The organism is Peribacillus psychrosaccharolyticus ATCC 23296, assembly GCF_000305495.1.
GTDB lineage: Bacteria > Bacillota > Bacilli > Bacillales > DSM-1321 > Peribacillus > Peribacillus psychrosaccharolyticus.
Genome location: NZ_AJTN02000129.1, coordinates 1 through 596 on the forward strand (window position 1 = coordinate 1; position 596 = coordinate 596).

Annotated in this window: 1 protein-coding gene; it reads left to right on the top strand. The window is 30.0% G+C overall.

Annotation, left to right across the window (positions count from 1 at the left end):
- Positions 1–507, top strand: a 507-nt coding sequence (locus WYK_RS06440) for a VanZ family protein (RefSeq protein ID WP_040373725.1), incomplete at its 5' end; no start/stop codon positions are given.
- Positions 508–596: the final 89 nt, after the last annotated feature.

Here is a 596-nt window from a genome sequence, read left to right on the forward strand (position 1 = left end):
CAAAACGCATTTGATTGGTTAATTGGGATTTGTTTTTCTGTGTATGTTTGCGTATTGTATCATAATACGGTTGAATATTTATTCTTTTTTGATAACGTACATTTCTCATTAAAAAACTTAAAATTCATCGTCTATTCCGTGAATTTAATACCTATGAAAGGGATTTTTGAAGTTCTTCATAATAATCCTTCTCCATTATTCCAAATCGCTGGAAATTCATTAATGCTTACACCATTTGCATTTACTCTACTCTATTTCAAATGGGTAAACAGTTATAAGCAAGCTATTTGGTATTCTTTTCTGTGTACCGTTGGGATTGAATTTATACAGTTCTTACAAAGTATCTTAAGCTCCATTTTTGAAATAGGTATGGGAAGAAGTTCGGATATTGATGATGTAATTTTAAATACCATAGGATCTGTTGTTGGCGTTGGCTGTTATTTTCTATGGGTGAAAATCAAAAAAATAGTTAGTCTAAAGATAAATAACTCTAATGTAACTCTTTAATAGAAACCGATGATACTCTCATCTTTTTGTTGTTATATATAAAAGATGGTGAAGTAATATACTTAATCTAATAGGTGCGTTAGTGCCCT